22 protein-coding genes, 2 tRNA genes and 2 pseudogenes are annotated in these 25,009 nt (G+C 46.4%); 14 read left to right on the top strand and 12 right to left on the bottom strand.

Annotated elements, in window-relative coordinates:
* Nucleotides 1–2: 2 nt before the first annotated feature.
* From QT998_RS16825 to QT998_RS16810, 4 genes and pseudogenes are all read right to left on the bottom strand, one after another.
* Nucleotides 3–281 (bottom strand): annotated as a pseudogene (locus tag QT998_RS16825) (zinc ribbon domain-containing protein); the annotation flags it as partial.
* Nucleotides 282–293: 12 nt separating this feature from the next.
* A complete protein-coding gene (locus QT998_RS16820; protein ID WP_333088744.1) occupies nucleotides 294–1,187 on the bottom strand; it encodes an RNA-guided endonuclease InsQ/TnpB family protein in 894 nt (297 codons plus the stop codon).
* 150 nt (nucleotides 1,188–1,337) lie between these two features.
* Nucleotides 1,338–2,082 (bottom strand): annotated as a pseudogene (locus QT998_RS16815) (IS1 family transposase).
* A gap of 137 nt (nucleotides 2,083–2,219) precedes the next feature.
* Nucleotides 2,220–2,303: transfer RNA gene (locus tag QT998_RS16810), tRNA-Leu, on the bottom strand.
* Nucleotides 2,304–2,531: 228 nt separating this feature from the next.
* On the opposite strand from QT998_RS16810, the gene accC reads away from it, so the two are divergent.
* Nucleotides 2,532–3,887: an acetyl-CoA carboxylase biotin carboxylase subunit gene (gene accC / locus QT998_RS16805; RefSeq protein ID WP_333088746.1), complete on the top strand. Its 1,356-nt coding sequence runs from the start codon at nucleotides 2,532–2,534 to the stop codon at nucleotides 3,885–3,887.
* A gap of 296 nt (nucleotides 3,888–4,183) precedes the next feature.
* Here accC and QT998_RS16800 read toward each other — a convergent pair whose 3' ends face one another.
* Entirely contained in the window at nucleotides 4,184–4,468 is a 285-nt protein-coding gene (locus QT998_RS16800; RefSeq protein WP_333088747.1) for a YggT family protein, read from the bottom strand.
* A 297-nt stretch (nucleotides 4,469–4,765) separates the two neighbouring features.
* Between QT998_RS16800 and psbX the strand changes: the two genes are divergently transcribed.
* From psbX to QT998_RS16780, 4 genes are all read left to right on the top strand, one after another.
* A complete protein-coding gene (gene psbX, locus QT998_RS16795) occupies nucleotides 4,766–4,885 on the top strand; it encodes a photosystem II reaction center X protein (RefSeq protein WP_333088749.1) in 120 nt (39 codons plus the stop codon).
* 405 nt (nucleotides 4,886–5,290) lie between these two features.
* Nucleotides 5,291–6,106, top strand: a complete 816-nt coding sequence (locus tag QT998_RS16790) for a Ycf66 family protein (RefSeq protein WP_333115806.1) — start codon at nucleotides 5,291–5,293, stop codon at nucleotides 6,104–6,106.
* Nucleotides 6,107–6,799: 693 nt separating this feature from the next.
* A complete protein-coding gene (locus tag QT998_RS16785) occupies nucleotides 6,800–7,933 on the top strand; it encodes a 2OG-Fe(II) oxygenase (RefSeq protein WP_333115803.1) in 1,134 nt (377 codons plus the stop codon).
* Nucleotides 7,934–8,130: 197 nt separating this feature from the next.
* Nucleotides 8,131–9,582: a trypsin-like peptidase domain-containing protein gene (locus QT998_RS16780; RefSeq protein ID WP_333115802.1), complete on the top strand. Its 1,452-nt coding sequence runs from the start codon at nucleotides 8,131–8,133 to the stop codon at nucleotides 9,580–9,582.
* Between the two features lie 257 nt (nucleotides 9,583–9,839).
* Here the strand turns inward: QT998_RS16780 and QT998_RS16775 are convergent, their stop codons facing one another.
* Nucleotides 9,840–9,986 carry a hypothetical protein gene (locus QT998_RS16775; RefSeq protein ID WP_333115796.1) on the bottom strand — a complete coding sequence of 49 codons (147 nt, stop codon included), beginning with the start codon at nucleotides 9,984–9,986 and terminating at the stop codon, nucleotides 9,840–9,842.
* Between QT998_RS16775 and QT998_RS16770 the strand changes: the two genes are divergently transcribed.
* On the top strand, nucleotides 9,978–10,580 hold the full coding sequence (locus tag QT998_RS16770) for a DVUA0089 family protein (RefSeq protein WP_333088761.1): 603 nt from the start codon (nucleotides 9,978–9,980) through the stop codon (nucleotides 10,578–10,580). The two genes, QT998_RS16775 and QT998_RS16770, sit on opposite strands and share 9 nt — an antisense overlap.
* Before the next feature lie 464 nt (nucleotides 10,581–11,044).
* Here the strand turns inward: QT998_RS16770 and QT998_RS16765 are convergent, their stop codons facing one another.
* Nucleotides 11,045–11,236 carry a chlorophyll a/b-binding protein gene (locus QT998_RS16765; RefSeq protein ID WP_333088762.1) on the bottom strand — a complete coding sequence of 64 codons (192 nt, stop codon included), beginning with the start codon at nucleotides 11,234–11,236 and terminating at the stop codon, nucleotides 11,045–11,047.
* A gap of 93 nt (nucleotides 11,237–11,329) precedes the next feature.
* Entirely contained in the window at nucleotides 11,330–12,346 is a 1,017-nt protein-coding gene (locus QT998_RS16760) for a succinate dehydrogenase/fumarate reductase iron-sulfur subunit (protein WP_333115794.1), read from the bottom strand.
* A gap of 240 nt (nucleotides 12,347–12,586) precedes the next feature.
* Here QT998_RS16760 and QT998_RS16755 point away from each other — a divergent pair, with 240 nt between their 5' ends.
* The 4 genes from QT998_RS16755 to QT998_RS16740 all read left to right on the top strand — a co-directional run bounded on the left by QT998_RS16755 (nucleotide 12,587) and on the right by QT998_RS16740 (nucleotide 15,176).
* Nucleotides 12,587–12,829, top strand: a complete 243-nt coding sequence (locus QT998_RS16755; protein WP_333088767.1) for a hypothetical protein — start codon at nucleotides 12,587–12,589, stop codon at nucleotides 12,827–12,829.
* A gap of 222 nt (nucleotides 12,830–13,051) precedes the next feature.
* Nucleotides 13,052–13,783 (top strand): RadC family protein, encoded by a 732-nt coding sequence (radC, locus tag QT998_RS16750; RefSeq protein WP_333115792.1) that lies wholly within the window; start codon nucleotides 13,052–13,054, stop codon nucleotides 13,781–13,783.
* A 317-nt stretch (nucleotides 13,784–14,100) separates the two neighbouring features.
* Complete coding sequence (locus QT998_RS16745; RefSeq protein WP_333115790.1) at nucleotides 14,101–14,439, top strand: DUF1815 family protein; 339 nt, start codon at nucleotides 14,101–14,103, stop codon at nucleotides 14,437–14,439.
* A gap of 440 nt (nucleotides 14,440–14,879) precedes the next feature.
* Entirely contained in the window at nucleotides 14,880–15,176 is a 297-nt protein-coding gene (locus QT998_RS16740) for a hypothetical protein (protein ID WP_333115787.1), read from the top strand.
* A gap of 220 nt (nucleotides 15,177–15,396) precedes the next feature.
* Here the strand turns inward: QT998_RS16740 and QT998_RS16735 are convergent, their stop codons facing one another.
* Nucleotides 15,397–16,458, bottom strand: coding sequence for an endonuclease/exonuclease/phosphatase family protein (locus tag QT998_RS16735; protein ID WP_333115784.1), 1,062 nt, complete (start codon nucleotides 16,456–16,458; stop codon nucleotides 15,397–15,399).
* 61 nt (nucleotides 16,459–16,519) lie between these two features.
* On the opposite strand from QT998_RS16735, the gene QT998_RS16730 reads away from it, so the two are divergent.
* The 4 genes from QT998_RS16730 (at nucleotide 16,520) to QT998_RS16715 (ending at nucleotide 20,216) form a co-directional block, all read left to right on the top strand.
* Nucleotides 16,520–16,699 carry a hypothetical protein gene (locus tag QT998_RS16730; RefSeq protein ID WP_333088776.1) on the top strand — a complete coding sequence of 60 codons (180 nt, stop codon included), beginning with the start codon at nucleotides 16,520–16,522 and terminating at the stop codon, nucleotides 16,697–16,699.
* A complete protein-coding gene (locus QT998_RS16725; protein ID WP_333088777.1) occupies nucleotides 16,696–17,175 on the top strand; it encodes a DUF4079 domain-containing protein in 480 nt (159 codons plus the stop codon). The genes QT998_RS16730 and QT998_RS16725 overlap by 4 nt, the downstream gene beginning before the upstream one ends.
* Nucleotides 17,176–17,432: 257 nt before the next feature.
* Complete coding sequence (locus tag QT998_RS16720; protein ID WP_333088779.1) at nucleotides 17,433–20,069, top strand: ComEC/Rec2 family competence protein; 2,637 nt, start codon at nucleotides 17,433–17,435, stop codon at nucleotides 20,067–20,069.
* 60 nt (nucleotides 20,070–20,129) lie between these two features.
* Nucleotides 20,130–20,216 (top strand) — tRNA-Ser (locus tag QT998_RS16715).
* A 650-nt stretch (nucleotides 20,217–20,866) separates the two neighbouring features.
* Here QT998_RS16715 and QT998_RS16710 read toward each other — a convergent pair.
* From QT998_RS16710 to cobD, 3 genes are all read right to left on the bottom strand, one after another.
* Nucleotides 20,867–22,342, bottom strand: coding sequence for a dihydrolipoyl dehydrogenase family protein (locus QT998_RS16710; RefSeq protein WP_333115781.1), 1,476 nt, complete (start codon nucleotides 22,340–22,342; stop codon nucleotides 20,867–20,869).
* A gap of 18 nt (nucleotides 22,343–22,360) precedes the next feature.
* Nucleotides 22,361–23,545: an RNA-guided endonuclease InsQ/TnpB family protein gene (locus QT998_RS16705; RefSeq protein ID WP_333088782.1), complete on the bottom strand. Its 1,185-nt coding sequence runs from the start codon at nucleotides 23,543–23,545 to the stop codon at nucleotides 22,361–22,363.
* Nucleotides 23,546–23,864: 319 nt separating this feature from the next.
* The gene (cobD, locus tag QT998_RS16700; protein ID WP_333088785.1) at nucleotides 23,865–24,998 is read right to left on the bottom strand and encodes a threonine-phosphate decarboxylase CobD; all 1,134 of its coding nucleotides are present in this window, start codon (nucleotides 24,996–24,998) and stop codon (nucleotides 23,865–23,867) included.
* Nucleotides 24,999–25,009: the final 11 nt, after the last annotated feature.

Here is a 25,009-nt window from a genome sequence, read left to right as displayed (position 1 = left end):
AGTTAATTTGCTCGTTGATGCTGCCACCAACGAGTAGAGATCGGTTTCCAAGCGTTAATTTCGGTGTATCCCACCCTATTTAAAGTGATTCCTGCACGGGCTTTCAAACCTTTTCCCAAAATGTTAATTGCGGCGTTACGATCCCGATCCAATCTCGTACCGCAACCGCAAATATGGGTGCGAGTTGAAAGTATTTTTTTGAGAGTATTGCCACAGTTTGAACAGTCTTGAGAAGTGTACTGAGCTGCAACAGCAATTACTGTTCTGTCGTACAGTTTTCCAAAGTATTCTAACTATTGTGTAAATTGTGACCACGCTGCATCACTAATTCGCAACGCAAGCTTATGGTTTTTCACCATATTCCGCACCTGAAGATCTTCGTAGGCTACAAAATCGCTAGATTTTACCGCGCACAAGGCCGTCTTAATGGCGAAGTCTTTGCGCTGCCTGCTGACTTTCAGATGCTTTCTTCCTAACTTGTTGAGCGCTCTTCTTCGATTGCTAGAACCTTTCTTCTTTCGAGAAATCCGCTTCTGCAATCTTTTAAAAGCTTTTTCACTTTTACGAAGATAGCGATGGTTGGCAACCGTCTTACCATCGCTATCTTCGTAAAAGCGGTTCAATCCCAGATCTATCCCCATAGCTTTACCATTAGGAACAGGCTCCTCTTTTCGCTCCACGTTAATACAGAATTGGGCATAGTAGCCGTCGGCACGACGCACAACTCTGATTCGTTTGATCTCATCAGGCACCGAGAAATGCAAATCCCGATTACCGATCAACTTAAACTTCCCAGCAGCAAAACCGTCTTTAAATGTCAGACATCTTTTGTCAGTAGAAAGTAGCCATCCTGACGTTTTGTATTCGACCGAACGAGTGTGTTTCTTGAAAGGCGGGTATCCCTTTTTTCCTGGTTTCTTGGCTTTGCAATTAGCCCAAAAACGTTGGATAGCAAAAATGGCACGTTCGGCTGAAGCCTGACGTACAATCGAATTAAGCTTACCTGCCCCTTCAAACTCTTTTGCCATAATGGCGCATTGTTTGTACAGGTCAACCAACTTAACCCCTTGATTCTCTGTCCAATACCTAAGAGTTTTATTTCGGACAAATTGAGCCGTCCTAATCATCTCGTCAATGACTCGGTATTGCTTCGCTTTGGCTTTCAACTTAAACTCTAATGCGATCATTCAAGTATCTTACCGTACTACGAAACACTATGTTTACAAAATGCGTATGTTTAATCATTCTTTACACTTTGTAGAAACTAAAGTCGTCCTATAAGGACAGGGCTTTAAACCCAATTTTTCTGGTAAGCCTATTTGATCGGCGCTGGTGAATCAGAGTATGATACGGGCAAAAATACGAGAGGGGAGCCGAAAATGATTTCTGGAATTTTGGTGGGTAATTGGAACATCTCCAAATTTTAAATCATGAATTAGTAATTTAATTGAATGCCCTGGCTTTTTTATAAGCGAAAATAACAAAATAATTCTCTTTTTTTCCTGACCAAATAATGTCTAAATATTGTATTTTACCCTCAATTTTTGTCATATAGGTTTTGCTGAAAACCGGGTATCCTTCCGGGATAAAATTTGGGTAAACTTTCCACTCACCTGTTACAGAAAAGTAGCATTTTCATTTACTAACCTCCGCCCATAGTGGTTCAAAAATTTTGGCGCTATGGTCGCCTAAAACCAATTCTAAAATACCTGGCTTAAAATGATCTACCGCTTTCCACAGCGAGGCTTTGTTCGTTTTAGCCCACAAATTTTTGTAATTCATCTAATTCTCCCACTTCGGGATTTGTTTTTGATTCGTCAAAATCTGGTAAGAGTTACCGGCTGATTTTACCCAATTAATGATTGTAGTATGATGTACATTTTTGACTCTTTCAATTGCTCTAAAGCCCATGCCATTATCATACATTTTTAGGCATTCAGGTTTAACTTCTTCCGAATATCCTCTTTGAGGCTTATAGTCATCTATAAATTATCTTTTGCATTGCGCACAAATATAATTCTGTTTGCCTTTTTTGTGATCATTTTTATTGATATGAGTTGAATTGCATTCAGGGCATTGCATAATATTTATTTTAAATGTGTGTTATTTTTGGCGCTCGGAGGACAACTTCATCATACCCTGGTTCAGCAACGCCTCAAAATCAAATATAAAACAACTGCCGACAGCCAAAACCGTCAACAGTTGTTTTACATATTCCATGCGGATGGCGAGACTCGAACTCGCAAGGACATAATGCCACACGCACCTCAAGCGTGCGCGTATACCAATTCCGCCACATCCGCTCTTTCCGGCAATCTCTGGGTTTTTTGCGTTACGAGTTAAAGATTCACAGGTTGAGGTTCCTGACATTTAACTTGTGACTTGCCCTTTTGCACCGCCGATTTAGAATCATAGCACCACTACGCGCAAAATGTAAAATAAATTTTTATGAACAATTTCTGCAAAAGCATTGTCCAGAACATACCGAAAGGCATTATTGTACAGAATATTGAGTGAATTAAGCAGCGAAGATGGGGTTCTCAAAAATTTTAATCGCTAATCGGGGGGAAATAGCCCTCCGCATACTTCGCACCTGCGAGGAAATGGGGATTGCCACGGTCGCCGTTCACTCCACCGTAGATAAACACGCCCTGCACGTCCAGTTAGCAGACGAAGCCGTTTGCATCGGCCCCCCCACCAGCAGTAAAAGTTATTTAAACATCCCTAACATTATCTCGGCGGCCCTGACGCGCAACGCCGCAGCGATTCATCCGGGGTATGGTTTCCTCGCGGAAAACGCCCGATTTGCCGAAATTTGTGCTGACCATCAAGTTACTTTCATCGGCCCGTCCCCGGCAGCAATGCGGGCGATGGGCGACAAATCCACGGCGAAAGAAACTATGCAGCGGGTGAAAGTTCCGACTGTTCCCGGTAGCGGCGGATTGCTGGCAGATGAACATGAGGCTTTGTCGGTAGCCCGCGACATCGGCTATCCTGTGATGATTAAAGCTACCGCCGGCGGGGGAGGCCGGGGTATGAGGCTAGTCAGAGAAGCGTCGGAACTTCCCAAACTTTTCCATGCAGCCCAAGGTGAAGCCGATGCAGCTTTTGGTAATCCGGGACTTTACTTGGAAAAATTCATCGAAAAGCCCCGACATATCGAAATCCAAATTCTCGCGGATAACTACGGTAATGTCATCCACCTCGGTGAGAGAGATTGTTCGATTCAGCGCCGGCACCAAAAACTTCTGGAAGAAGCGCCCAGTCCCGCCCTCAGCCAGAAACTCCGAGATCAAATGGGTCACGCGGCGGTGGCTGCTGCAAAAGCTATCAACTACACCGGTGCGGGTACTGTCGAATTTCTGCTTGACAAATCGGGCAAGTTCTATTTCATGGAAATGAACACCCGGATTCAAGTGGAACATCCTGTCACGGAGATGATTACGGGCCTGGATTTGATCGCCGAACAAATTCGCATCGCCCAAGGTGAAAAACTGCAAATCAAGCAAAATCAAGTAATTTTAAGCGGCCACGCGATCGAGTGCCGGATCAATGCTGAAGATCCCGATCGCAATTTCCGGCCTCACCCCGGCATCATCAGCGGTTATTTGCCTCCCGGCGGCCCCGGCGTGCGGATGGACTCTCACGTTTACACCGATTACGAAATACCTGCTTACTACGATTCTTTAATCGGTAAAGTAATTGTATGGGGGCGCGATCGACCTTCAGCCATCAGCAGGATGAAACGGGCATTGCGGGAATGCGCCATCACCGGAGTTCCTACCACCCTCAGCTTCCACCAAAAAATCCTCGATAGCCCCGAATTTCTCAGCGGCGAAGTTTATACGAATTTTGTCGAACAGTTTATGAACCAAAATGGTCATTAGGCAGTTGTCAGTTGTCAGTGGGCAGTAGGCAGTGGGCAGTTGTCAGTGGGCAGTAGGCAGTGGGCAGTTGTTAGTGGGCAGTTGTTATTGGTGGGCAGTAGGCAGTGGTCAGTGGGCAGTGGGCCTTAGTGGGATTAAGGTGGGCAATGCCTGCGCGGCCCGCGTCAATCTGGTGAAGAATATCCTTAAGAACTCGAAATTTTCTTTCTGGCAGTAGTCAAGACGACTGACAACTGACAACTGACAACTGACAACTAACAATTGACAACTAACAACTAACAACTGACAACTGACTATTACATCATCATCGTCAGGATTCCTTGCTGACCGAGAAGCATTTCCCTGAACAAGCTACAGATACCGACCCAAATAATCGGTGTAATGTCCACTCCGCCGATCGGCGGTACAATCTTTCTAGTTACGGCTAAAAACGGTTCCGTCGGCCAAGCAATCAGGCTCAACGGCAATTTGCTCAGATTTACTTCGGGATACCAAGTCAGGACGATGCGAAAAATAAATAGTAAAGTCATCACCACTAGGACAGAGCCCAGAATCCAACTTGCAACGGTAATACCAGTCATGGGTCTTATCTCGAAATTTTAAGTTTTGTTAAGTCAGCTTTTCATAATTTTAACCGTTTCACAGGTGCGATCGAACAAAAACGGCAGATTTTTTCCGGTCTTATACCTTCAAAGCGACAGAGTGCTAGACTTTGAGGGTGCGAGGGTTCGAGTTGGCGAGAGGGAAAATATTGCTTCGGCCCTAGATCCGCGACATCCCTACATCCATTGCAACATCCTTGGCCGAACTTCCCCGTAAGAACTGAGTGCTGATAAAATTAATAAAAATCAAACTCTTGTAACAAAGGTCTTGAATCTATGACTCCTTCACTCGCGAACTTTTTGTACAGCCTGCTGGCGGGCGTGGCGGTAGTAGTGATTCCAGCAACGATCGGTCTGATCTTCATCAGCCAAAAAGACAAAATCAAGCGCACCTAAAAAGTCTGGGGGTTTCTAAGTCCGGCGTGAAAGTCAATTTTCGACTACACGTCGGGCATTTCCCCGATCCAAGAAACCTCGGCTACCAGCAACTGTGAAGGCAAAACCTTCGGTTGAGGGCTTTCGCTGAGGTTTTTTCCCGTTAAACTCATTACTATAAGGTTCCCGAACCAAGCTGAAAGCCTGGGTGGGTGCTGCCATTTAAAAGTACAGTCGGGATAACAGACTTATTGATAGATTTAAAATCTGGCGTTGCTGATTTACGGTATGAAAGGCTAAATATGCAAGTCATAGAAACCAGAATCCACAAAACTTCTGAATTTTCAACTTATTTTTTTCATACCCTGATTAAGCAACGCCTAAAATCTAACTCGCTAACATAGGAAAGACATAGGAGATAGGCTAATGGTCAATTTAGGATTGAACTGGAGCAGCCTGCTAGGGATCATCCTAGCAGTAGCAGGGGCAGGACTGTACTTTCTGCGATCGTGGCGTCCCAAACTAGCCCGAGACCACGATATTTTTTTTGCAGCAGTCGGTCTGCTGTGTGGCGGTATTCTGTTATTTCAAGGATGGCGGCTCGATCCAATTCTGGCCTTCGGTCAGTTCTTGCTCACCGGTTCGGCAATATTTTTTGCAGCCGAAAGCATAAAGCTGCGGGGAGCGACCACAGCCCAAGCCAAAAGTCGCGCCCAATACGTAGATGAAGAGCGGCCCGTCAGCAACGCCTACGCTTACGAGGGCTACGATAGCGACATCGACCAGCTAGAACCAGAAGAAGACTACCCGCAGCGTCCCCGTATTAGGGGTAGCCAAGACTACCGTTCTTCGCGGGAAACCTACGACGACGAGTCGCGCCGTCGTCCTTCGAGTCGCAACGGCAGCATTAATACATCCAAGCCAGACTCGATGGTCGATCGACCATCGCGCAAACGTCCTTCCCGCCCTGAAACCCCGCCCGCGCAAGATTCAGACAACTGGGACATTTCAGACAACCCCGAAGAAAGACCGGCCCGCAGCCGCAACCGTCGCCCCCCCGCTTCGGAAAACCCGAGTTCCGACACACCGCCGAGAACCAAAAAAACCCGTCCTGCGGAAGGGTCGAGGTCTCGCCCCAGCACCGCCCGCGATGTGGAAGCACCGCCATCAGACTACGTAGAGTACCGACCAGTGGAATACCCGGAAGACCAACCGGATAATTCTCCCAGTTTCGACAAATAGGAAAATATATAGCATTTCGAGCGAAAGATGAGGTGCCGCTGGGCATCGGGCATCGGGCATCGGGCATACCTCATGACGCTTGAGAACCGCTATAAGTAGGTGGGTGAAACTCAACATTTCTCGCGCCAGCAAGGCAAAATATTAAGTTGCGTTTATCGATGCCCATCTACTTATAGCCTTTCTCAACAAGTTGAGATTGAAAGATTGAAGGATTGAAGGATTGAAGGATTGAGGGATCGATCAGTCAAGGAAGCATTTCCTGCATTGTAAAAATTATTTTTTTGCTTGAGTGCTGTCCCCGAAGAGCGAGTTTTGTACAAATCGCGATCGGGGACAGCACTCTTAATACAAAACACCAGATGCTTCCTCGGTCAATACCTCATCCGATTTTTAGGAAGAATGCTATGTTTTCAAACATTATGATATTTTTAAAATAACACCAAAATATGAATATCAAGTTAGCTAGATTAAGTAAAATAAAAATAAAAACTAATACAAGAAACACTATTTAAAATATTTAATGATATTCCCAAGCAACGTTTTTTGCAGGTTTGTAGCAAGGAATTTGGTTCGCATTTGAGAAGGACTAAAGTCCTCACTACAAACCTGTGCGATCGCCCAAAATACAACTTGTGGAACAAACAAAAAATATAAAGGTCTCAAATATGAAATCTCAAACCTCGAATCAGCAATATGCCAATACTACAAATAGGAGATCCCGCGCCTTGGTTTTCCATAGCTGCCTCCAATAACCCCTTATTTCATTTTTCGACGGTTGGCGGCCGACGAACTGTGCTATTTTTCTTTGCCAGCACAGCTTTCGCAGAAATTCAAGTTATGCTCAAAAGCTTTGAAGAACTTTCAGCAGAATTCCAAAACTTGCAAGTACCGCTGTTCGGAGTTAGCGTTGATGCTGCAGACCAAGAACAAGACAGACGGACAACAATTGCTCCGTCATTCATCTTTTTCTGGGATTTTGATAAAAAACTCAGCCAAGAGTACGGCGTTTGCCGAGATATCGAAGAAAATGGAGTAGCCGGAGTTCACTATGCACCTCAAACTTTTGTTCTCAACGAAAACCTTCAGGTAATTAACATTGTCCCGATGGGAGATCCCCACCAACACGCGCTGCAAGTATTGGATTTTCTCAAAAATTTGCCGCCCTTAGAGACAGCCCGACAAGCTACTCGACACGCCCCCGTCTTAGTAATTCCTAACGTTTTAGACAAAGCTTCTTGCGGCGCTTTGATCGATTTATACAAAACTCACGGTGGCAGTCCCTCGGGCTTTATGAGGCAAATAGACGGGAAAACTGTTGGCATTCATGACGATAATTTTAAGAAACGCCGGGATTTCTATATTGAAGACGCCGAATTGCAGCAGCGATTGAGTGCGATTATTTTGCGCCGGGTGCAGCCGGAAGTTGAAAAAGCTTTCCAGTTTACAATTACTAGGTTTGAACGGTATTTGGTGGGCTGTTACGATGCTGAGAGCGGCGGTTATTTCCGGCCGCACCGCGACAATACGAGCAAAGGTACTATGCACCGCCGATTTGCGATGACTCTCAACTTGAATCCGGCGGAGTATACGGGGGGATTTTTGCGGTTTCCTGAGTACGCGCCTCACGGTTATAAAGGGGATTTTGGTACGGCGATTATTTTTTCGTGTTCTCTGCTGCACGAAGCAACACCGGTGATTAGCGGGCAGCGTTTTGCTTTGCTGTCTTTTTTCTATGGCAATGAGGATGCTAAGGTGCGGCAAGCTAATGTTCATTATATCGATCGCCCACTCGATTCTAGAATTGCCGAAACTGTTGGAACCTCGTAGTTTACGAACAAAAAACTCACCCTGTGGCGATCGACCAATTCTCCCAAAACCCAGCCGCAGGTGAAAAATTCAAGCAATCTCAACTTTCAATTTTTCAATACCCTCGCGCAAGTCCTAAAATAATTAGAGGCGGCAGTTAGCATTTATTCCAAAAACTTAACTGCTACCTGTTGGCAGTTAAATACTAATTCACGACCATGAATTTCAAACTTTTAAGTTTAGCAGTATCAGGAATTGTCACAATTGGGGTTGCAGCCAGCCCTGCTGCGGTTGTTGCGGCGATCCCGGGGCGGCCGGAGGCTGATTTAAATGAATTTAACTCGGTGCATTTCCCAGGTGCGATCGCCCAAAATAATGCCGAAGAACAAATCAACATTCGAGTTTACGAAAAAGCAAGTCCGGCGGTTGTCACCGTCGATACAGATAAATCTAACGGTAGCGGCACAATTATCAGCCCCGACGGCATGGTGTTAACTAACGCCCACGTTGTTTCCGCAGGCGGTACGGTGAATATAATTCTGTCAGACGGCAAAAAAGTTGTCGCCGATGTCGTCGGATTCGGCGAAGATGGTCTAGACTTAGCGGTCGTAAAGATTCGCGGTCAAAACAATTTGCCCACAATTTCGATCGCCCGTCCCGGTTCGGTGAAAGTCGGACAACAAGCATTTGCGATCGGCAATCCCTTCGGTCAATTTCAAGGTACTTTGACAGTGGGAATAGTCAGCCGCATTGACCCGCAGCGGGGCTTAATTCAAACCGACGCAGCCATCAATCCCGGCAATTCAGGAGGCCCGCTGCTCAACAGTTCTGGAGAATTAATCGGCGTCAATACTTCTATTTTTACTCGCGGTCAAGGTGGAGGGAATATCGGTATTGGTTTTGCAATTTCAGCAGACAAAGTACCCGATTTCCTGACAGCCGTGCGAGAAGGGCGAGCTCCCCGCGTTGCTCAGAGGCGATCGCCCTTTGGCAACAAATCACCTCAAAAAGTTGCGTTAAACGGGCCCGCCCTGAGCGGCAAACTCACCACCCAGTCTAGCGTTCTCCCCGCAGACAACAGCTTTTTTGACCTCTACTCCTTTGAAGGAAAAGCGGGCCAGGAAATCACAATTGAAATGACAAGTCAAGAAATTGACCCTTATTTAATTTTACTCGGGCCCAACCAGCGCGAAATCGCGCAAGACGATGACGGTGCAGGTAGTAAAAACGCCAAAATAACGCTCAGGCTGCCAGCAGACGGCACTTACACCCTACTGGCAAATTCCTACCAAGCTAGGCAGTCCGGGGCTTATACGTTAGAACTGAAAGCGAGTGCTTCTACAGCACCTTCTCAGGCGATTTTGCAAGAAGAAGGCGCTTTAGTCGCAGGCGGCCCGGTATTGCCGTCTGACAACAGTCTGTATCGCGAGTATACTTTTGAAGGTCGATCGGGTCAGTCTGTAACCATTTCCCTAGAAAGTACAGATTTCGATCCCTATGTGGCTATCTTTAGCCCCAACGGCCGATTGCTGGCAGAAAATGACGATGTGAGCGATGCGACTAAAAATGCGTTTCTGAGTGTTACTTTGCCCGCTACGGGTCGCTACCGCGTAGTTGTCAATGCTTTTGATGCTTCGGGCCGGGGTCGTTATACTCTAACTGTCCGTTGAAAATTGGGAATTGGGAATTGGGCATTGGGAATTGGCCCGCGCAGGGCATTGGGAATTGGCCCGCGCAGGGCATTGGGAATTGGCCCGCGCAGGGCATTGGGAATTGGCCCCAGCGAAGCGGAGGGATTGGCAAAACAGGGCATTGGGCATTGGCAAAACAGGGCATCTTGCCCGATCACGACTTGTCCGCTGGCGAAGCCGAAGCAAGTCGAAGCAAGTCGAAGCAAGTCGAAGGGTGGGCATTGGTCGAATTATTTTTATTCTTCTTTCTTCCTGATGACTAATAACCAATAACCAATAACCAATAACCAATAACCAATAACTAATAACTTCTTCCTTCTTCCTTCTTCCTTCTTCCCTCTTCCTTCTTCCTTCGTTGCAAATCGAGGTAATTCATGCGTCAATTTAGATTTTGGGCGATCGCGCCAATTGCTTTACTAGCTACTTTTTCTAGCAAGCCGACTTTCTCGGTGCCAGTTTCAAACTCCCAAGGAGTTGCTAACAACAGTTCTACCCTCATTTCAGCAGAATTGCCTCAAAATTCACCTGATGCGAGTTCTACAAGCAAAGCTGTTCTAGCTCAAGCAAGCCCCAAGCCTTCGCCAACTCTGAGTCCAACTGTCGAACCTTCGCCAAGTCCAGCAGGGGCTTCGTCTAAGGTCATATTAGATCAAAAGGGAGAACTCAGCCCTGCTAAGTCTTCTGTACTGCCCTCTGACAGCAGTTTGTACGACGAGTATACCTTTGAAGGGAATCAGGGTCAGAAAGTGGTTATTAGCGTAGAAAGTAGCGAATTTGATACTTATCTGGCTATTTTCAACTCCAAGGGCGAGCTACTTGCAGAAAATGATGATGTCACGCAGCAAAATTCCAATTCAGAGCTGACTGTTACCTTATCTGCGAGCGGTCGCTACCGCGTCATTGTCAATGCTTACGATGCGCCTCCCAAAGGTAGAGGTAAGTACAGTTTGACCGTCCGCGAAACAGCACCAGATTAATTGTCTCGAAATCGATTATCTATTTCTAAAATTCCTCGATCTGCGAGTTACAAACCAGGGTCACAATTACAGGTTAAATTTGCAACAACTTAACTCTATTCCCGCTTTGATAAAGCAGAGATTCAGGTAAAAAATAGATAATTATCTATTTTTTATATCGTGTGCGATCGATTGAAAAAGATAAAATTGGTTCGTAGTGCGGAATCGCATTCCGCACTACGAACAGTTTTTGTTACGATCGCCGATCGAACACGATATTATATCAATTCCAGTTACACTCATACATGATGTTAACAGTCAACAGTCAACAGTCAACGCCTGAATTTACTATTCCGATGCTAACTGATTTGATATTACGCATGGGTTGCCAGAAACCGAGTCTTTTAACAAAAATACTTGGTGACAGCCATAGAATCGTTAAATAAGCAGGTTTCCTAGCATTTTTAGCGCAGATGGCGATCGATTTAACGCAGGCCGAGCCAAGTGTAAAAATCCTGGCGCGTGAAGAATTCTAGCAGCAAAAGTGCCACGAATCCCACCATCGCAAATCGTCCGTTGATTCTTTCGGAGTAGGCATTCCAGCCAAAGGCTGGTGCTGCTGGTGTTGGGGTATTTGGGGCTGTTGGTTGGGGAGATGGAGGTGTTTTAGCAGTCATTTAAATGTTTTGAGTTGCGAGTTTTGAAACAAGATTTTTGGGAAGTTTTGCGATCGCACAACTTCCAATTTACCGGAAAATGACAGCCGATAGCTAATCTGCTGAATTTTCTAAATTTTGAACCGATTCGATCAGATTCCGCACAGTTTCGGTACCTTCGGAAGGCTCAAAAAACAGGGGAAATTTGCCGCGAGCGATCATTCTCAAGCCCAAGGGGCCGAGACTGAACAAACCTTTAACGTCGCGGAAGTAGTTTCCTACTACTTCGATCCCAAATTTGCGCTCGTCTATCCAACCGCCTTCTTTGACGAGTTCGATCAATACTTTGCGGTGGCGGATCGATCGACTAGCTTGGTCGTCTTTGCGATCGAGAATCTCTTGTTTAATCTTACCAATTTGATCCATCGGCGCAACTTCCATCGGGCAAACCGAGTTGCAGTAATAACAGCGAGTGCATCCCCACACGCCGGAAGTACCTTCGTTGTATTTTTCGAGCCGGTTTTCGGTTTCGCTATCGCGGGAATCGGCGATCGTGCGGTAAGCTTTCGCGAGGGCGTGGGGGCCGACAAATTCCGGGTTGACTTCGCGGGCGTTGCACTCAGAATAGCACGCGCCGCAGAGGATGCAGTTGCCTGTTTGGTCGAGTTTCGATCGCTCTTCGGGAGTTTGCAGAAATTCCCGTTCGGGGATTGCTCGCGAGGCTGTGCTGACATAGGGTTCCACTGCTTCTAGGTTGTCCCAAAAACTGGTCATATCAACAACCAAATCTTTAATTACCGGCATATTTCCCATTGGGGCGACGGTAATTTCTGGGATAAAATCGGCAGGCTGTTCTGTCGAACTGGAATAAGCTATTTTTTGCAGTCTGGCGAGTTCGCTACCGACATTTTCTTTGCAAGCTAAGGCCGATCGCCCATTAATTCGCATTGAACAACTGCCGCAAATTGTGTTGCGACAATTTTTCCGAAAAGCTAAAGTGCCGTCCTGTTCCCACTTGATACTGTTGAGGCAGTCTAGGATGGTATTGCTTTCTTCCACCTCTAGGGTGTAAGCGCGAACGCGGGGAGCCTCGTTTTGATTTTGGCGGACTACGTTAAAGCGGACTTGCATATTTTGATTGAGAAATTTAGTGTCTATTTTAAACGTGATTTATTGATGATATCAAAAGCTATTAATTCTTTTAACATATACCTCAAGTAGTAGATTTAACTGATTTTTTTATTGTTTAGTAACAGGGAATACTTCCCAAGTCATAAATCATCAATTACAACTTTTTTTAGCGGATTTTTGATGGGTTAATGGAAGAGAGAAGTAATTGATCGGTGGAGTTAGCGAGTCGGAGGTGCTGTGATGTCTAGCTTGTTTGTTTTAACTTTTATGTTTTCAATGCCAGCTTTTTGTCTGGGTCTGGTGAATCCGCAATGGGTGGGAATGGGCGATCGCAAGCTATCTATAAGTTTATACGGCGTTTTGATGGCAGTTTCGTTTGTTTTGGTGGGAGTGACAGCACCTAAGCCGCCGCAGCCAGTTGCTTCGGCGCTGCTAGCCTCAACTCAATGCCAAGAATCTATGGTCAGCGAACCTTTGCGCTGAACGTAGCTGCCCGTACACCTCACTTTTGTGGCAGCGTTACGAAAAATTTTACCAGGAGTTATGCCGGGTTAGGGCGATAAATCGGTTTTTTTCACGAAAATTATGATCGCCAAAAACATCAGTTAAGGCCTGGGATTTTTTCGGTAATCTTACTGATGTGAAGAACGCAAATCGATCGGCTAACATGATCTAATTGTTGAGCTTGCGGTAAAGAGTGCATCTATGACTTATAGCCTCAGAATTGTCGATTTGCCAACCAGCGAAAGGCCGCGGGAACGGCTGATGGCGGGCGGCCCGAAAAGTTTGGCAACGGCGGAATTGATTGCGATTCTGCTGGGTACCGGTCAGGGACAGGGCAAACTTTCCGCCGTCGGACTGGGACAGTATATTTTAAATCAGTTGAGCCAGCATTCCCGTGACCCTCTGGCGGTGCTCCGCAGTATTAGCGTTCAGGAGTTGACTCAAATTCACGGGATTGGCCCTGCTAAGGCGACTTCGATTTTGGCTGCGGTGGAGTTGGGGAAGCGGGTGTTTCAGTCGCGACCGCCGGAAATGGCTGTGGTTGACTCTCCACAAGCGGCTGCGGATGCTCTGAGTCAGGATTTGATGTGGCAGTCTCAGGAACGTTTTGCTGTGGTGCTGCTGGATGTAAAAAATCGGCTGCTGGGAACTCAGGTAATTACGATCGGCACAGCTACCGAAACTTTAGCTCACCCTAGGGATATATTTAGAGAAGTGATCCGCCAAGGGGCGACGCGGGCGATTATCTCGCACAATCACCCCTCGGGAATTGTCGATCCGAGCCCGGAGGATATTGCTTTGACGCGACAGTTGCTGGCGGGAGCGCAGTTTTTGTCGATTCCGCTGTTGGATCACTTGATCTTGGGAAATGGCGATTTTCTGAGCTTGCGGCAGACTACGACACTTTGGGAGGAATATCCCCAGGGCGATTGAACTCTTATTCTTAACTAACCCGATTGCTATGATTAGTTATTTGTATCTTTGGCCTGTCCGAGGGCTGAATCAACCGTCATTGTAGGATATTTTTGAGGCTGGAGTCCCGGAGGAAAGCCTGTTTTGGCTGAATGTCGCTGATGATACTTAGTTGCGCTCGCAACTCGGTTAGTCTAGTATAAGTAAGCTGAAGAGGTCGCTAATTCGATTTTTTTTGAGCATACTAAACATATACTGAACCAGCACCTAAATACCCAATAGTTAAGAAATTATTAAATTGGGTGTAAAATACACGGCGTGGTGATAGGAGAACAACTGTGTTTCTGAGACTTGCAGAACAACACCGTAAATTCGTCCAAGATTTGGTAATGAACCTTCAGGCTTTGGCGATCGTGCTAGAGCGTAGGGGTTATTTGGCATCCTGCTACACTTGCGGGGGTCAGATGAACAGTGCCTCATTTATGGTCAGTTTGACGGACAACCATCTGATTCGATTTTTAGTGTCAGATTACGGTATCACTTGGACTGAGATGCGGGACGATCGCGAACTGATGAAACTCGAAGGTGCCGAAGCGATTAGTCAGTTACAAGAACTGGCAAATCTGGTGAAGTATCAGATCCAACCTGCGGAAGCTACTTTGGCGACGGCGCCGTGAGTTTAGCGATGGTACGGTTCCGAGGTAGGTTAAGCCCGAAATTCGGTGCTTGTCTCCTACAACGGCAACCCCCAACGATTTAATTGAGAGGATTTAAAGGTTGTAGACTGATGGTAGCTCAACCGACAAGGGTGCTTTGAGAGTGCCTTCAGACATTCAGTTTAGCGCTGAGTCGATCGAACTCCCACCAGTCAGACGGCATAGTTTATGCAATTCGCCTCAAACTTGGAACCCCTAGTTTTTTGGTGCTACAGTTGACTCTCCCTTGAGAGCGATCAACAAAATGTAGAAGTGCTACTGCTCGTCTGCTGCGATGTTAATTTCCCACTTTGGCATTCAAAAGTCAAGGAATTGAAATTAACTTTGAGCAGGCAGGTCAAATTTAACATCCAGAGTGAGGATGAGGCTGTGAAGATTGGGTGAATCGCAGACCGAGGAGTATGACCAACGAGGGATTCAGAAGTAAAATGCAAAGCCGGCAAGGCTTAATTCAAGCCATTAGTGTGTGCTGGATTGAAAACAGCTTCATTTGTCTAAAATTCCTGGTTTGGATAGCCGCGAATTCCATGAGAATTTTGGCGGATCAATACTTGATTTCCTTGGGAGGGTTTAATAGTGAACAGCCAAGATGCCAGTACGCCAAAAAAGAAGAAGAAAGAGAAAGAGTAATAGAAAAATTGGCGTTGCTTAATCACGGTATGAAAAAAAAATCAGTTGAAAATCCAGCAGCTTTGTGAATAATCATTTGTATGATTTTCCTCTTGAGCTTTTCATACCATAAATCAGCAACGCCGAAAAATTAACTGCGGGCAATTACTGAAAATCTAAGAGGGGTGCGACGGGAGCAAATGTGGGGTGTCACCCTTCACGGATTCGCCAACATCATCATGATTTTCGCCCGGAGCTTAAATTGACACCAATTCCCTTATGGTTGGCGCACAAAAGTGTTGTGCACCCCTACACTCGTCCCAATTTCGGTCGCATCCGCAGTTCTGCCCCCACCGGCAGATGCTCTGAATCGATTGCCGGTAAAACCTGGGCTGATTTCGCCCCCCAGTGCTGAGAATACCAAACATAGTCAAGCCTCACCAGGGGAAAAGTTAATTTCCAGTTTAACTGTTTAACCAGTAAACTCAGATCCCACCCGTGAGGAAAAGTAAAGCCAAAACCGAGTCCTGCTGTTCGGAAAGCATCTTGCATAACTGCTCTCAAATAATAGTAGTCTTGAGATTGGTCAGTCAGATTAAAGTCCCCCGCAGCAATAGTCGGCAGCGTTTCTTTCTGGAGTCGCCGCACTAAATCTTGAATTTGTGCTGGTCGGTCGCCGTACTCGTAAACTGGGATTTTGAGGAAAGGCAAAATTTTATGCTGGCGAAACCACGGTGGGGTTGTTGAAATGTTATAAAGAACTACATCTTGCTGGTTCATTTCGATAATAGCTCGTTGTTGTGGTTCGTTCCCACCGGCTAGCTTTAACTTTTGGAAAGAGCGAATCGGATATCTGCTGAGAATCACATGGTATCCGCGCCCCAGGTGGTGCGGGTATAATACGGCCAACTTAGAGAATACTTCTTCGGCGTAATCCTCGTTAATTTCTTGCAAACAAATGAGGTCGGGTTTTTCTGACTGAATGAGGTTAACCAAAGCTTGTCGGGATTTGCGATGCCAGCCGAGGTTGAGAGAAAAAATCTTGAGGGTTGGCTGGGAGTCACTGATGTTCGCAGGCTGGGGAGAAAAGTAGGCGACGTGTAGCCAACCCAGCAGGCAGAGGCTAGCCACAGATGAAACAATCGCGAACCAGCGTTTCTTTATGAGAAAAAACCCTAGAATTGGCAGCAGGAAGATTGGCAAGAAAATCCAAGGAACAAAATCCCCCATCAAGGCAACCGGCCACAGCCTGTCCCAAAAGATCAGTCTCAGAATCAAATAACCGAAAATCAGTGCTGAGTAGGCGTAGGCGAACAGTTGAGCAATTCGCTGCAAAAATCGGTAAGGCTTAATCATAGCGCCGTCTGCCATAGCATCCTCTTACTGGTGTGGGGACAAAAAACTGGATACTGCTCAGCTCAAATTAACTAAAATGGCAGATCCTCTGCTGAGGCTAGGCAATACACTTCTCCTGTGTCCGGTTCTTTTATTTTATACAGACTTCTGGCTGGAAACAGTGATTGAAAATCACGATAGGTATATTGCTATTTATAGTAAGTTGTTGGTTAAACCAAAATTAGCGATCGCCAAGTTAGGAATCTCAAGCAAATGATCAATCTCAGCGAACTTCTAGAACCCATCGCCAGTCAATTTCGCAGTCTGGGAATTCCCGAACCAATTACCCATTGGGGACACCCTGTAATGATGGGGATCGTGGTAGTCGCGATGGGCAGTTTTGTCGGCTATACAGGATGGCAGGGACGTTTGGCCACCGATAAAGATGTCGCACTCAAAAGTCGCTCGGATCACCGCAAGCTGGCACCGTGGATGTTTCTATTTTTAGCTTTGGGCTACACTGGTGGACTGCTGTCGCTGGTGATGCAGCATCAGCCCGTGATGGAAAGCCCGCATTTTTGGACTGGTTCGACAGTGCTGGTTTTGTTGGCTGTTAGCAGCTTAATTTCGCTGACTGGTTTTGGCGGGAACAAGCTAGCACTGCGCGCGGTTCACGCTTATTTAGGCACGACGGCTTTAGCACTTATGGTACTGCACGCAGCTTTCGGTTTAAAATTGGGTCTGTCTATTTAACGCAATACCAGTCTTTTGTGATTCAGATTAGACTCGATCGCCCAGGCACCTCCTAAAAAAAGGGGGACAAGAGAATTAAAGTATCTCTTAAAAAAAGGCGATCGGAAAGTCTAATATCATGTCCGATCGATCGCAATAACTAAGGTTCGTACTACGGACTCAAGCCCGCACTACAAACCGTTTTTCTTGTGGTAATAGATCGGACACGATCTATGTTGACTTGTCTGCCTTCTGCCTTATTCCATAGTTTCTAATTAATGAATCAAGCAACGGGTGTCATTTTCTGTCTAGCCTACATTCTGGGATTGATTTCTACAGGAGTTTTTTGGGGTAGATACGCGATACTAGCTTTGGGAATCGCCGTCGCAATCGCGATGCCTAAGTTGTTGCTCAAGCATACTAAAAAACATTTTAAAACTACTAAAAAAAGACGCACCAGAACTCCCAAAAATGCTATAGAAGAACCCTTAGAGACGAGGGAAAAATTGAGTTTGTTGGAGGTGCTGCCGAGAGCAAAATGGGTTTGGGCAATGGCGGGTTTGCTGGCATTTTTAGCTAGCTTTTATTTGGTATTTCGATCGCCCCAACCGGCAATTAATGACATCAGCAAATTGATTCCGGCGGAGGGAAACACTCAAGAAGTCGTAGTGACAGTTCGCGGTAGAGTGGCGAGTAACCCTCGATTAACCCGATCGGGCCGATCGCAATTTTGGCTAGACACAGATGTAGTTAGCGGAATCAACGGTAGCGACGGAGGAGTAGTCGTCAACCGCCCTGTATCAGGCAAACTCTACGTTACAGTACCTCTACTGCAAGCAACGGGCTTGTACGCCGACAATACGATCGCAGTTGTGGGATCGCTATACAAACCACAGCCGCCCTCGAATCCGGGGGCTTTTGATTTTCGAGCATATTTAGCCCGAGAAGGGGCTTTTGCAGGGCTCAAAGGGCGTCAGGTTGACTGGAAGAGAGAAAAGGCGATCGCCGATGTCAATCGAGTTAACAGCACAACTGGCGCTTTCTGGGACTCAACCGGGATGCAGCCATCGCCAATTCAAGCGATGCGGATGCGGATCGCGCGATCGCAATTATCGCATTTGAATGTTCCCGAAGGCCCGCTGATAAGTGCGATCGCCCTCGGCAAACAAACCGTCGATTTACCTTACAACATCCGCGACTATTTTGTGCAAGCTGGATTGGCCCACGCGATCGCAGCTTCGGGCACTCAAGTTTCAATGGTTTTGGCTTTAGTTATAGCTTTAACCAAGGGTTTTTCCAAACAGTTACAATTTGGATTTGGTGTAGGCGCTTTAATTTTGTTGGTGGCACTAACAGGCTTTGAAGCTTCAATTTGCCGCGCCGCATTGATGGGATTTGGCACATTATTTGCTTTGGTGTTAAGCCGCGAAGTTAAGCCATTAGGATTGCTGTTAATTGCTGCGACTATTTTACTGCTAGTTAACCCTTTGTGGATTTGGGATTTAGGTTTTCAACTGAGTTTTTTGGCTACTTTGGGATTAGTGGTGACAGCCCCGCCGCTGATGGCAAAGTTGGACTGGATGCCGCCCGCGATCGCTTCAATTGTGGTGGTTCCGATCGCAGCTTCTGTTTGGGTGCTGCCGCTGCTACTTTACGTTTTTAGTGTGGTATCACCTTACAGCATTTTAGTCAATATTATTGCGGCTCCTTTGCTGTGGATTTTGAGTATTGGCGGGATGGTTAGTGCTTTAGCAGGATTGATTTTTCCGCCGGCGGGAAGCGTTTTGGCGCAACTGCTGGACTATCCGGCAAAGGGCTTAATTGCGATCGCCCAATATTTCTCACAATTGCCAGGTAATTCGGTAGCTGTCGGTCAAGTATCGGTGTTTCAGTTAATCGCACTTTACATTTTAATCTGTTGGGTTTGGCTGGGGGGAAGTTCGGCAACGAGCAATGTGCGGGATGTAACGGATCTACGGGATGTCACTAATAGAAGAAGCAAGGCAGAAAAAGGAGGAAAGCAGGAAGTAGGAAGAGGAAAAAATCAGGGAAAGGGGAGAGGGAAGCAGGCGAAAACCAGAGTTATTCGGCTGCGGATTTCTGCGGCTTGGATTTTCCCGCTGGCGCTAATGGCGGGAATTGCGATCGTAGTTTTGCCTGCTTGGCACGTTAAATCATCTGTGTTTCAAGTTACTTTGCTGGCGACATCTGGCGATCCAGTTTTGGTAATTCAAGATCGGGGAAAAGTGGCGCTAATTAATAGCGGTGATGAAAATACTGTGAAGTTTACAGTGTTGCCTTTTTTGCAGAAGCAAGGTATTAATTCTGTGAATTTTGCGATCGCCACTCACGGTCATTTAGGTTTGAGCGGCGGTTGGGGAAAATTACTAGAACGCTTGCCCATTAAAACATTTTATGATAATAAAGATTCCAAACAAATTCACCGCGGCAACGATGATAAATTTATGACGGCTGTGCAATCTCGGCAAGGCGTTTACTTTCTTTTAGAAACTAACAGTACCATCGATTTGGGTTCGACGCGGTTGCAGTTCTTGGATGCAGAGATTCCGGTAGTAGAATTATTGGTGAGGGGGCGTACTTGGTTGATTGTCGGTGACATGACACCGGAATCCCAAAATATATTATCAAAAAGATTAGCAGCCGCAGGAACATTCAAGGCGGCGCAAGTGCTGTTGTGGTCGGGAAAAACCCTGACAGCCGAGTTATTGGAGGCAGTTGGGCCGCAAGTGGCGATCGCCTCTGCAGACGAAATCGACCCAGAAACCGCAGCCAAACTGCACCAAAGCAAAACCCGGATTTTTTGGACGGGGCGCGACGGAGCTCTTCAGTGGACACCCACAACGGGATTTAAGACGACTCTGGAATCAGAAGAAAATCAAACTTCTTTTCTCTAAGGATTTACAAAGTGGCGCACTGTGCGGTAAGATACTTCTAGCTCGCATCTCAATTTAATTGGAGAGGTGGCAGAGCGGTTGAATGCGGTAGACTCGAAATCTACTTTAGGAGCAATCTTAACGTGGGTTCAAATCCCACCCTCTCCGTCCTAGAACACTTACCAAACCAGGCTTGGGCATTATCAGCTTCCTCCGCCACAGCTTCGGTTTAATAGGTAGCGGTATATATTAAGTGGTACAGATACCACTTATATATACCGCTATTTTGTTTTTACCAAAAAATTGGGTCTAAAGCCCCGTCCTTATAGAACCCATTTGATATCTATTCTGCGTCAATCTCAGAAACCGGGTTGATCTCTATATTTCTCGTCACCCAACTAAAAACTCCAAGAATACCCGGTTTCTCGCCCCTTGCGTAAATCTCAGAAACCAGTTTCTCTCTATATTTCTCATCACCCAACCCAAAAACTCAAAGATATCAAATGGGTTCTATAAACACAATAACTAACCCTAGGGTGCTAATTCCGAATTATATCATTTCCGGTAGCATCGTCAGGTGATTTAACCGGCGCTAGGGCGCAGAGAACACAGAGGAAGACAAGAGAGAGATGAATACAGAACTATGAAGCGCGGATTTGATCTGACTCGATTTTATAATTCCGATGCTACCGGATTTGATATTACCAATGCCCAATTCCCTGTTTGGCCAATTCCCAATTACCAATTACCAATGCCCAATCCCTCCGCTTCGCGCTCGCCCAATGCCCTGTTTGCCCAATGCCCAATGACTAATCTTTTCATTTCCAATACCTGCGCCAGTGAAATAAATTCTCGCATAAATTCTGCATCAAAGTATTGCTGCGGAAGCGCTGCGACTCCCAGATAGTAGCAGTTTGACCGTTAATTGCCGAAAAACTCGACCAAATATAAGGAAGTTCCGCGATCGCCTCAACCTTCATCCCGTGACGCACAGCCAGAGCGATCGCATGAATCAACTCAGCAGCTTGTGCCCCTACAATACTCGCTCCCAAAATCTCCCCATTGCGACGCGCGACAATCTTACAAAAACCAGTAGTCTCCCCGCACATTTGAGCTTTTTCAACATTCTTAAAATATTCTCGACAAACAATCAAATCGTCTCCAAAACGACGCCTTGCTTGCGCCTCAGTCAAACCAACCCTCGCCAACTGCGGATCGGAAAAAATCGCCCAAGGAATCCCGCGATAATCTATTTGAAACAGCGGCAAAAACAAAGCATTTTTCACAGCCACCGCAGCTTCGGCATTAGCAATATGAGGAAACGGATAACCACCAGCAACATCGCCGATCGCATAAATGCGCGAATTAGTTGTTTGCAATTTTTCATTTAAAATCAACCTGCGATTGTTAAATTTAACCCCAACCGCTTCGAGATTTAACGATGGAAAATTGTGTCCGCGGCCAGCAGCCAAAAAAATCTCCTCAGCTTCGATCGCCCTGGGCCCGGCTTGAATCCACTTTTTACCCTCAATCACCCGAGCTTGAGTCACCTCAGTAGAAGTCAGAATGCGGACTCCAACCGCCTCCATTGCAGCTTGAACCAAGCCTGCAGCCTCCCGGTCTTCTTTGGCCAAAATCCGCGAAGCCTTGACCACAAGCGTCACAGCCACCCCTAATCGAGCAAAAGTTTGAGCCACTTCTACCCCGCTGGGATCGGCACCAACTACAGCCAAACTTTGAGGTAACTGTGGAAGTTTGGTCAATTGGGCGACAGTTTCCGAAGTAAAAAAGCCGACAGACAAAAGTCCTTCAATATTGGGAACCGTCGGTAAAGTTGGAGAAGCTAGCAAATAACAGCGCGATCGCAAAGATCGATCGCCCGTAACAAAAGCCAACTTCGGTTTTGCAACAAACTCGCCGCTACCAAAAATAATATCGACCCCGCGAGCAGCCAAAACGCCGAGATCGTCAATTTCTTCTAAATTAGAAACAACACCTTCAGTCCATTTGAACAGACCATCTAAGGGCAATTCGAGCCGCACCGACGAATCAGCCACATCCGGGCGAACCGCCAACTGTAGGCGGCGAAGCTGCTGGTAAAAACGAGCAGCCTCGCTCAAAGTTTGGCTGTATCTCAAGCCAAGGTCGATCGACACCTTCTCCTCACTCGGCAAATCTGGCGAATTGCTTAACGGTTCCACCAAAGCAACGCGGGCCGGGAAATTAGTTGCTGTCAAAGCAGCATAACGTCCCGCCGGAGTTCCACCAATAATCACTAAATCATAATCAAGCATAATTGACAACTCCCCAGCCTAAAGGTATGAGGATTCTTCCTTCACAGAAAAACGCCTTGTAAAAGCAGTACCTTTACTTGGTCTTACTTTTTCTCCAGAAGCGGTAGCGAGATGCCCTCCCGCCAAAAGTCGTAAACCTTCATCTCTGATATTGATCGCCGCATTAATATCCCTGTCATGTATCGTTTGACATTGGGGACATTGCCAGCTACGAATATCCAAACTGAGGCGCTCTATCTGATGCAAACAGTTGCTACAAATCTTTGAACTCGGAAAAAATCTATTTACTTCAATGTAGAGTTTCCCTGACCACTCGGACTTGTACTTCAACATGGTACATAATTTTCCCCACCCAGCATCACTAATAGATTTAGCCAACTTAGGGTTTCTGACCATGTTTTTCACCGCTAGATTTTCTACGACTATGACTTGGTTTTCGTCAACTAATTTACGACTTAGTTTGTGTAAAAAATCTTCACGACATCGAGTGATTTTTTCATGAACTTTAGCAACTTTAATCCGAGCCTTATAGCGGTTTTTAGATCCCTTCTGCTTCCGACTGAGTTGCTTCTGTTTTTGGGACAATTTTACTTCATATTTACGATAGTATTTGGGGTTGTCATGTTTAGTGCCATCAGAGGTTATGGCATAGTGGTTGATACCCAAATCCACGCCAATAGCCTTGCCTTGTGATAGTGTTGCAGGCAGAGCTTTGCCATCATCGTAAAGACAAGAAGCGTAATATTCGCCCGACACAGTTAGAGATACAGTCACAGATTTAAGTTTCCCCCCAGGCAACCTAGATATTTTGCAGTAAACCTTACCTAACTTGGGCAAGGTTAAAAATTGGCCATCTAGCTTGATACCTTGAGGGAAGCGAATAGATTGCTTTTGTCCTTTTTTTTTGAAATTAGGATATTTAGCCCTCTTTTCAAAAAAATTCAGAAAAGCACTAGACAAATCTAATGCTACTTGCTGCAAACATTGTGATGGAGGTTCTGTTAACCACTGATACTCTTTCTTCAAGGAAGGTAACAGGTTAATCGTGTCGTTACGGCTTAAACCTTTGCCAGTTGCTTTGTAAGTTTCACTGGTTAGGCTAAGTGCATAGTTGTAAAACCAACGTACAGAACCAAACGACTTGGCAAGCAGTATTGATTGTTGGTTAGTCGGATAGATTCTGTACTTGTGGGCTTTTAACACTGCACTTACCTAACTACTATTACTATGGTAAACTAAGTTTGTGTAAAAGTAAAGCCGTCCTGGCAGGACAGGGTTTTAGACCCATATTTTCGATAAAGAAGTCAGTAGTAGATAGGAGGGCGGTTGAAGCCACGCCTATACAATCGATGTCCGCCGGATGCGACTCAAGAAAACAACGTAATTTCAACGGCCCACTCTTCAACCCGCCTCCGCGGGTTTTGTCTGTATAGGCGCGAATTCCATTCGCCCGCTCTTCTGGATCTTCTGACATTCATCTCACGCCAAAATCAAAGATTATGACGTGAGATGAATTTCCGAGTTAACGACAACAGACATCCGCAAGTCCAGCAATCAGTCGCAGATTGTCCGCCTTCTCGCGCACAGCTACTCGAAAAAATCGATCGCCCAACTCAGGAAAACTCAAACAATCCCGAATCAAAATCCGGTGTTTTTCCAGCAGACTTTTTTGAATCGCAGCCACCGACAGCGACGACTCAACCAACAAAAAATTAGCCGCCCCCGTCCAAGGCCGCAAACCAGGTAAATTAGCCAAACCCTCAAACAACTCTTGGCGAGCCACAGGCAGCCAATCCCAAGTTTTCCGCTCAAAAGCAGCATCTCGCACCACAGCAGCCGCCGCCGCCTCCGCCAGAGCATTCACAGGCCAAGGATCGCGCCGCAACTGCCAGCGGCGGAGAATATCGGGATGCGCGATCGCACAGCCCATCCGCAGTCCCGGCAGAGAATAGAATTTAGTGAGCGATCGTAAAATCACCAAATTCGGAAACTCCTCAACAGCAGCGATCGAACTTTGCTGTTTTTCCGGTGGTAGAAAGTCCATAAAAGCCTCATCCACCACCACCATACCTAACTGCTCCACATAAGGCAAAATCGCCTCCCTACCGAACAGCAAACCCGTAGGATTGTGCGGGTTGTTCAATAGCAAACCTCGATCGGCCCCCAGAGCAAAAGGAACCGGGACAGCAGGAAAAAGAGAAACAAAGGAGCGGTTAGAAACCGACAAACCATCAGTTACTAACCCGCTCAAAAGCTCCTGGCCCAACGATTTGAGATCCAAAGGACAATCGAGCACCTGCGCCCCAAAACCCGAAAGAGCCCGCCAGTAATCGCCAAAAGCCGGAGTCACCAAATAAGTAGCCTCCAGATCCGACAAATCCCAAGCCGCCCAAGTCAACAATTCCGCCGAACCATTCCCCGGCAAAACCCAATCCGGGTCAACATTAAACGCCTCACCCAAAGCAGCCCTCAACTCTCCATAATCCGGGTCTGGGTAAGCCGTCAGACTGCTCAAGCGAGCTTTAATCGCAGCCAAGGCCGACTCAGGAGGGCCCAAAGGACTGATACTGGCAGAAAAATCGAGAATAGCAGAAGCTGGGCAGCCAGCTAATGCGGCTGCCCAAGCTAAATTTCCACCGTGTACAGGTCTGATCAAGACTCAGTTTG

The organism is Microcoleus sp. S1D4, assembly GCF_036700765.1.
Classification (GTDB): Bacteria; Cyanobacteriota; Cyanobacteriia; order Cyanobacteriales; family Microcoleaceae; genus Microcoleus.
The sequence above is the reverse complement of the archived record's forward strand: the minus strand, read 5'-3'. Positions and strand labels throughout refer to the sequence as shown.